The organism is Corynebacterium sp. 239_CJEI, from assembly GCF_001055995.1.
GTDB lineage: Bacteria > Actinomycetota > Actinomycetes > Mycobacteriales > Mycobacteriaceae > Corynebacterium > Corynebacterium jeikeium_D.
This window is the reverse complement of the sequence record NZ_JVOW01000032.1, coordinates 1-8,054: the sequence shown is the minus strand read 5'-3', so window position 1 is coordinate 8,054 and position 8,054 is coordinate 1. Positions and strand designations below refer to the sequence as shown.

Sequence of the window (8,054 nt, the reverse complement as noted above, 5' to 3'; positions counted from 1 at the left end):
TAAAGAAAAGTGTGTCTTTTCCGGGCGTGTTGCGGTTATTTGATCCAGCCTTTTTGGATGCCGAGGTTGTGTTGGTAGCTGGTGTCGATGGCGGTGTCGTATTCTGCTGGTGCACCGATGTCATTGGTAGTGGCTGTGGTGTTGTGGGTGATCAGGTCTGTTGCTGTGGAAAGTGCGTCTTGACCCCATCGTTGGTCCCTGGCGATCTTGACCGGATCGTCAGGGACTTCTGTATGTAGATACAGCCACCAATCCATCACTGTGCGTTGATGCGGTAGTGATAGTCCGCGGTGTCTGCGGGCTAGTTCTTTTATGGGGGCGTTGATGCCACCTTCGAGGCTGTTTGTTGTTGCTGCAAGGTTGTCGGGGTCGATGGTTGTTGGTGGGGGTTGCAGGTAGGTAAACAGCAGGTCTCTGCGGTGCAGAGATAGCAATGATTGATAGGCCGCTCGGACGCGTTGGTGGGTGTAGACCTTGGTGTAGGCGCCGGTAACGGGGTCTTTGATGGTGGTTTTCTCGTTCATCCATTCCCGGTAGGTGTGGTCGAATTCGTGCAGGTGGGCGACCCATGTGGATGCTTGGTCAAGGTCGGTGATGCGAGTGAGTTTCAGGGCTAGGCGGTAGAGGGTTTTGCCGGCATCGGTGCGGGGGTTGCTGGTGGTGTGGCGGCGGACTGTTCGTTGGGCGTGGACGAGGCAGCGTTGGATGCGTGTTGTTGGCCAGCAGTGGTGGATGGCTGATTGGGCACCTTGTCCGCCGTCTGTGACTGCGATTAGTGGTGCGGCAATGGGGCGTAGGAGTTCGGTGTAGGCGGCGGTGGTTTCGTGTCTGGCCCAGGTCCAGTTGATGACGTGGGTTTTACTGGCTGCGATCAGGAGGCATCCGGACTTTAGATAGGTCGCGTCGAGGAAGATTTGGTCATGGATGCGGAATGAGTCGATGGTGGGTGTGGGGATGATCCACCAGCACCATCGGAATCGGTGGTGCATGGTTTGCCTGGTTACGCCATGGTGTGCGGCGAAGGTGGTTAGAGATTGGGTGCCGGTGGCCCATTGGATGAACAAAGCCATGGTGGCGGTGTTTTTGTTGTGGGTTTGGGTGTTGCGGGTAAAGGAGTGTCCGCAGTGGGTGCAGCGCCAACGGGTGGTTGATTTGCTGGTGGTGCCGTTTTTCTTTGTGTTGTTGCCGCATAGTGGGCAGCTGGGGCGGTTGGTGGTCATCCTTTAATCCAACCGGTGTGCGGTTAGCACAAATGTGGCCGGAGGTGTGGGATGGTGTGGGTAATAGCTTTCGGGGAGCTATTCTTTGGTGATTTGTGGTGTGTGGTCTGGGGTTATGGTGGCATGCGGACACACTTTTCTTTACTTAACCCTCTAGCACGGCACGTCCACCGCAGCGATGCGGTGGGGTTGGATCGTGAGGCTCTCCCCGGTGGATTCGAGCACCGCGGAGATGGTGGAGGGGGTCATCATCACGATGGAGATCCAGTCATGGCTGGTGGCACCCGCATAGTCCACGTAGTGCAGGCGCACCTGTGTGCCCGCGGTATAGGCGCGGCGCAGCTCGGACATGATCTCCCGCGGCGAGCGGAAGGTCCGGGTGTCCGAGGCCTTCGTGCCGTCCGCCGGGTCCACGGCGATGGCCTGGTCGTGGGCGCGGCGAAAACCCTCCACGGCGCCGTCGATCTCCGAGGCGATCTCGGTGGAGTCCCCAGTGATGTCCATGATGTTGCGCTGGGGAGTATCCACGCGAGACGGGACACGAGCCGAGTGGGGTTCGGTGGCGGAGCCCTGCTGGAATGCCCTGGTGGCGTCGTCAATCAAATACCGCAGGGACTGGGGAACGGACGAGAGACCGCCGGGGGACATGCGATCCAGGAAGGCCTCGATGTCCTTCCATGGGGCGTCATAGCGCTTCGGCCCGATCAGGCTGAATACGTCGCCTTCGCGGCCGTCCTCGCGCACCAGGGTGGCGGTGAGCCCCAGACGGCGGCGAGACTGCAGGTCGGAGGTCATGCGGAACACCGGGGCAGGCAGCAGGTGAACCTCGTCGTAAATGATTAAGCCCCAGTCGCGGGAGTCGAACAGCTCCAGCGCCCGGTATTCGCCCTTCGACTTGCGCGTGACCACTTGGTAGGTGGCGATGGTCACGGGGCGGATCTCCTTCTTCTCTCCGGAGTATTCGCCGATTTCATCCTCCGTCAGGGAGGTGCGGCGCACTAGCTCGTCCTTCCACTGCCTGCCCGCGACGGTGTTCGTCACCAGGATCAGGGTGGTGGCCTTTGCCTTGGCCATCGAGGCCGCGCCGACCATCGTCTTGCCCGCACCACATGGCAGCACTACCACGCCCGAGCCGCCTTCCCAGAAGCTATCGGCCGCCATCTCCTGGTAGTCGCGCAGCTGCCATTCTTCGTGTTCCTGCGACAGCTCGATGGGGTGTGCCTCGCCGTCGACGTATCCCGCCAGGTCCTCTGCGGGCCAGCCGACCTTCAGCAGTTCCTGCTTGAGCCTGCCGCGCTCGGAAGGGTGCACAACGATCGAGTCCTCGTCGATCTCTGCGCCCAACATGGGCTTGATCTTTTTGTGACGCCGGATCTCCGTCAGCACAGCCCTGTCCGTCGTCTCTAGCACGAGCCCGTGCGCTGGGTGCTTGATGAGCTTCAGCCGCCCGTAGCGATCCATCGTGTCGGCAATGTCGATGAGCAGCGGCTGCGGGGCGGGGAACCGCGAGTAGGTTTCCAGCACGTCCATGATCTGCTCCGCGTCGTGCCCTGCCGCGCGGGCGTTCCACAGCGCCAGCGGGGTGATGCGGTAGGTGTGCACGTGCTCCGGCGCGCGCTCCAGCTCCGCGAACGGTGCCAGCGCGGTGCGCGCCTCCTGCGCCTGTTCGTGGTCGATTTCCAGCAGCACGGTCTTATCCGACTGCACAATGAGCGGTCCGTTTCCAATGCCCACGCTGTGTGTCACTTCCTTTTTGTTTATCGACGCCACCGCGACGGTGTTGCTCAAGCCAAAGACATCATTTTACGCTGCAGTGGTGCGAACTCGTGCTCCACTATGCTGAGACCCATGATTGCTCAGACGGGAAATCTGCGCCAATGGCAGTATTTCGTGGCTTTAGCGGAGACCGGTAGTTTTACAGCGGCGGCAGCGCGACTGGGAGTGAGTCAGCCGCCTGTCTCCAATGCCATTAAGCGCTTAGAAGCTGGTGTAGGTACACCGCTATTTATCCGAGGGGCGGGGGAAGTGAAACTAACCGAGGCAGGGTTGACCTTGCTTCCATATGCCCGGGTGATTAATCGCGATCTTCAGACTATGCATTCGATGATTGACGGTATCCGAAGTGGTGCGCAAAGCGGGTTTCGTTTGGCCATCAGTAGTGCGCTTCCAAGCGAGATAGGATCGCGTATTGCAGCAAAGGCACAGCAGCATGATGGAGTAGTTTTGTCGTCACTGCCTTCTGTTGAGATTCTTGCCCGTGTTGAAGAAGGCGCTATTCATGCGGGGCTTGTTCAAGCTCCGGTTCCCTTGGGTACTCACCGCAGTGCGAGGCAGTTTTCTCTGTCACGTGATCTAGTGGTGCCGCCGGGGTATTCAAGGTTGGATAAGACCTTGTCTCAATTGAATCTGCTGGTGGAGAACCTGAATGACAATTCAAGTGCAGCCAGTGGTTTGGCGAGAGAGCTATTTCGGTCGGGTGTGTCTTGCGAAATTAATGATTCAGAGGATGCTCTAGGTAGGGGCTTATTGATTGGAAGAGGGGAGGGGATGTCTTTGGTATTTCGCGGTTTTCACCAGTTTGACAATGCTATTGAGCTTCCTTCCCGTTTCGATTTTTCCGTGGATGTAGTGGTTCGCCGAGGTGGGATGGACAATGGCGCCGAGGCCATGGCGGTCGCCGAAAGAATTTGTCGAAGGATTAACCAATGACTGCACGGATGGAGATGGCCCTGGAAAACGTGTTGACGCGGTCGGGGTGTGAGGGATGGTGGTGTGCATCGCGACTGCACGATGGGGTGACTATCGGACGCAAACAAGACGAGAAAATTACGGTGGCATCCTTATATAAAATCCGGCTCCTCCACCTCACTTTGGAAGCGATTCAACGAGGTGATCTGGATCCTCGTCTTCGTGTTGACGTTGCACCGTCCAAAGGAACTTACGAAGGGTATGGGTTCGCTGCCTTTGATGACGCAGTGAACGTGAGTCTCCGAGACTTAATGAAACAAGTCGCATCGGTGTCAGATAACGTGGCCGCCCACGAGATTTTGCGTCTACTGCCTGCGTGGGCTCGAGAAGCATTTCTTAAACGGTTTCCACCTCATTATGACTTGCAAGATCGGAATAGCTTAGTGACGGCGGAGAAACAATTGCGTCAATATGTTCAATCCCAAGGGGGGAGTAGTACAGATATAGCGTTTTCTGCAGTCTCTTCGTTGGCGGAAATAACTAATGACTTGGAACAGGTTTGGAAAGACGATAGTGCAGCGGTACGTCGATCTATGTGTGAACTCTTGGGGTTGCAGGTGTGGCGTCACCGTGTTCCTTCAGGCTTTCCTCCAAGCGGCGTTGATATCTATGGAAAAACGGGCACTGTAGGACTTCTCCATGGTGAAGCTTCGATTATCCAGGTTGAGGGCGAGGAGCCCATTGTGGTGTCCATCATGCTGAAACAGGTGGTGCCAGAACAAGCAATGAGTACTCACGATGGTGCTATTGGCGAAGTGGCTAGACTGCTCGTGGACGCTCTTCGTTAGAATTTCTGCCACTTGAATACACACTTCTACCATCGCCTATATGTGAATGAAATGAGACAATTGCATTATGTGATATTGGTGGCATCCAATGCGTCTCACTTAACGTCACTCCCATGATGACTAAGCACAATCGTTTCCGTCAGTCGGTGATTGCACTCTGTTCGCTCTCCGCAGTGATGTTGAGCAGCTGTTCAGCTCTACCGTGGGAATCAGACTCAGACGTATTTCTCAAAGCTTTCAACGCGGGAGATGACAGCAAGGCTGCACGGTATCTGGATCATCCAGACCCGGAGCGCGCCCTTCATGAATTTCGGCAGTCACTTCATGGTGTGAAGGTCAACATCGAAAAATCTGATATTTCCAATGGAAAGCAGAATACTCATGTGACTTGGTCCAAAGATGGTGTGGAGTTGGAGAGCAATGGTCGGCTCGTCCTTAGTGGACAGGATGGTAAGCCTCAATGGTTGCCTTCGATCTTCGAAGCTCAGTTGAGCGATGATTCCGCACTCTTTTTTGCTGAAGATAAACAGTACGATCTTCCAATTAAAGATCGCTTGGGCAATGAATATATGACCTGGACGAAAGTTATTCAGGTACGAGGTCGCAAAGATATAGCCTCTAGAGCGCAGGAATTGGCCCAGATTTTTGCACCAGTGTCTCCCACAACGACTAAGGAGTGGATCGAGCAGACCTTGGGAGAGTCTCAGGATGAAGACACCGTGCTCCTCACTTTGAGGCAGGAAGAATTCCGGAAGATACAAGAGCAACTTAGGACCTTTGAGGGAATTTCCACTGTGGAGCAGGGGCGTCTCTTAAGCGTGTCCAAAACTCTTAACTCTCCGCTGGATGCTGAATTGAACAAATATTGGGAGTCAGTGCTCGATGCTAATTCAGGATGGTCGATACGCGCTGAGAGTTCACAAGGTATGACGACGGTAGCCTCTGAGCCGCCTCGCCGAGTTCAGCCAATCGCAACCACTCTGGATAACACACTGCAAAGCGCAGCAAAACAAGCAGTGGACAGTGAGCAACGTGCCGCAGTTCTAGTCGTGCTCAATCCTAGAACAGGAGGTGTCCTTGCCGTTGCACAAAATGACAAGGCAAATAACCAAGGGCCAATCGCACTCACCGGGCTATTCCCACCGGGATCGACGTTCAAAACTGTGACCACAGCGGCGGCACTAGAGGCAGGGGCAGTCAGCATGGATGAGGAACTACCTTGTCCTAGCAATATCACCGTCGCTGGACGCACGATTCCCAACGATCATGACTTCGATCTAGGTAGCGTTCGACTGGAAGAAGCTTTCGCCCAATCATGTAACACAACCCAAGCGGTCATTTCGGATCGTTTGGGAGAAGATGATCTGCAACGGACTGCTTTAGAACTCGGAATTGGCTCCGACTTCGACGTACCAGGGATGACCACACTTACTGGTTCGGTGCCGCGGACACCGGCTGGACCTCCTCGTGTGGAGGCTTCTATTGGACAGGGCGAGGTTCTAGCTAGTCCATTTGGGATTGCGCTCATGCAATCGACTGTCGCTAACGGCGGCTTGCTTGTTCCTCCACAGCTCATTCAAGGCGAACAGACAGTAGTGAATAAACAGGCAGACCAGCATGTCAGCGATACAACTATTCAAAGCCTCCGGACGATGATGAAATCAACAATTGACCACGGTTCAGCTAGGTCGTTGAGTGATCTTAGTGCACTTGGCGGAAAGACTGGTACAGCAGAAATTGATGGCAAGCTTTCCAATGGCTGGTTCGCTGGAACGACAGGGGAATTGGCGATTGCGTCCCTTGTAATCGAAGGAGATTCTTCTCAGCCAGCTGTGGAAATGGCCGGGCGTTTCCTTCGCTCGCCGGATGTTCAGAAATTCTCTGGAATTCAATAAACTTGCGTCATAACCTCTAGCACGGGTTAAGTAAAGAAAAGTGTGTCTTTTCCGGGCGTGTTGCGGTTATTTGATCCAGCCTTTTTGGATGCCGAGGTTGTGTTGGTAGCTGGTGTCGATGGCGGTGTCGTATTCTGCTGGTGCACCGATGTCATTGGTAGTGGCTGTGGTGTTGTGGGTGATCAGGTCTGTTGCTGTGGAAAGTGCGTCTTGACCCCATCGTTGGTCCCTGGCGATCTTGACCGGATCGTCAGGGACTTCTGTATGTAGATACAGCCACCAATCCATCACTGTGCGTTGATGCGGTAGTGATAGTCCGCGGTGTCTGCGGGCTAGTTCTTTTATGGGGGCGTTGATGCCACCTTCGAGGCTGTTTGTTGTTGCTGCAAGGTTGTCGGGGTCGATGGTTGTTGGTGGGGGTTGCAGGTAGGTAAACAGCAGGTCTCTGCGGTGCAGAGATAGCAATGATTGATAGGCCGCTCGGACGCGTTGGTGGGTGTAGACCTTGGTGTAGGCGCCGGTAACGGGGTCTTTGATGGTGGTTTTCTCGTTCATCCATTCCCGGTAGGTGTGGTCGAATTCGTGCAGGTGGGCGACCCATGTGGATGCTTGGTCAAGGTCGGTGATGCGAGTGAGTTTCAGGGCTAGGCGGTAGAGGGTTTTGCCGGCATCGGTGCGGGGGTTGCTGGTGGTGTGGCGGCGGACTGTTCGTTGGGCGTGGACGAGGCAGCGTTGGATGCGTGTTGTTGGCCAGCAGTGGTGGATGGCTGATTGGGCACCTTGTCCGCCGTCTGTGACTGCGATTAGTGGTGCGGCAATGGGGCGTAGGAGTTCGGTGTAGGCGGCGGTGGTTTCGTGTCTGGCCCAGGTCCAGTTGATGACGTGGGTTTTACTGGCTGCGATCAGGAGGCATCCGGACTTTAGATAGGTCGCGTCGAGGAAGATTTGGTCATGGATGCGGAATGAGTCGATGGTGGGTGTGGGGATGATCCACCAGCACCATCGGAATCGGTGGTGCATGGTTTGCCTGGTTACGCCATGGTGTGCGGCGAAGGTGGTTAGAGATTGGGTGCCGGTGGCCCATTGGATGAACAAAGCCATGGTGGCGGTGTTTTTGTTGTGGGTTTGGGTGTTGCGGGTAAAGGAGTGTCCGCAGTGGGTGCAGCGCCAACGGGTGGTTGATTTGCTGGTGGTGCCGTTTTTCTTTGTGTTGTTGCCGCATAGTGGGCAGCTGGGGCGGTTGGTGGTCATCCTTTAATCCAACCGGTGTGCGGTTAGCACAAATGTGGCCGGAGGTGTGGGATGGTGTGGGTAATAGCTTTCGGGGAGCTATTCTTTGGTGATTTGTGGTGTGTGGTCTGGGGTTATGGTGGCATGCGGACACACTTTTCTTTACTTAACCC

General features: G+C 55.5%; 6 protein-coding genes. 3 read left to right on the top strand and 3 right to left on the bottom strand.

Going from position 1 to position 8,054, the window contains the following annotated elements:
- Window positions 1-35 precede the first annotated feature (35 nt).
- Both ADB08_RS09175 and ADB08_RS09170 read right to left on the bottom strand, forming a co-directional pair.
- Entirely contained in the window at window positions 36-1,220 is a 1,185-nt protein-coding gene (locus tag ADB08_RS09175; RefSeq protein WP_015382061.1) for an IS256-like element IS3503 family transposase, read from the bottom strand.
- 153 nt (window positions 1,221-1,373) lie between these two features.
- Window positions 1,374-2,954, bottom strand: a complete 1,581-nt coding sequence (locus ADB08_RS09170) for a helicase-associated domain-containing protein (protein ID WP_016421371.1) — start codon at window positions 2,952-2,954, stop codon at window positions 1,374-1,376.
- Between the two features lie 114 nt (window positions 2,955-3,068).
- Between ADB08_RS09170 and ADB08_RS09165 the strand changes: the two genes are divergently transcribed.
- From ADB08_RS09165 to pbp2m, 3 genes are all read left to right on the top strand, one after another.
- The gene (locus ADB08_RS09165) at window positions 3,069-3,929 is read left to right on the top strand and encodes a LysR family transcriptional regulator (protein WP_012360809.1); all 861 of its coding nucleotides are present in this window, start codon (window positions 3,069-3,071) and stop codon (window positions 3,927-3,929) included.
- Entirely contained in the window at window positions 3,926-4,756 is an 831-nt protein-coding gene (locus ADB08_RS09160) for a serine hydrolase (RefSeq protein WP_012360808.1), read from the top strand. The genes ADB08_RS09165 and ADB08_RS09160 overlap by 4 nt, the downstream gene beginning before the upstream one ends.
- 113 nt (window positions 4,757-4,869) lie before the next feature.
- Window positions 4,870-6,651, top strand: coding sequence for a penicillin-binding protein PBP2M (gene pbp2m / locus ADB08_RS09155; RefSeq protein WP_049172619.1), 1,782 nt, complete (start codon window positions 4,870-4,872; stop codon window positions 6,649-6,651).
- A gap of 66 nt (window positions 6,652-6,717) precedes the next feature.
- On the opposite strand, the gene ADB08_RS09150 is transcribed toward pbp2m, so the two are convergent.
- Window positions 6,718-7,902: an IS256-like element IS3503 family transposase gene (locus tag ADB08_RS09150; RefSeq protein WP_015382061.1), complete on the bottom strand. Its 1,185-nt coding sequence runs from the start codon at window positions 7,900-7,902 to the stop codon at window positions 6,718-6,720.
- Window positions 7,903-8,054 lie beyond the last annotated feature (152 nt).

What these genes read in the sequence shown, in the direction of transcription:
- ADB08_RS09160 (WP_012360808.1), top strand. Translation starts at nt 3,926, where the DNA reads ATGACTGCACGGATGGAGATGGCCCTGGAAAACGTGTTGACGCGGTCG.
- pbp2m (WP_049172619.1), top strand. Translation starts at nt 4,870, where the DNA reads ATGATGACTAAGCACAATCGTTTCCGTCAGTCGGTGATTGCACTCTGT.
- ADB08_RS09165 (WP_012360809.1), top strand. Translation starts at nt 3,069, where the DNA reads ATGATTGCTCAGACGGGAAATCTGCGCCAATGGCAGTATTTCGTGGCT.
- ADB08_RS09150 (WP_015382061.1), bottom strand. Translation starts at nt 7,902, where the DNA reads ATGACCACCAACCGCCCCAGCTGCCCACTATGCGGCAACAACACAAAG.
- ADB08_RS09175 (WP_015382061.1), bottom strand. Translation starts at nt 1,220, where the DNA reads ATGACCACCAACCGCCCCAGCTGCCCACTATGCGGCAACAACACAAAG.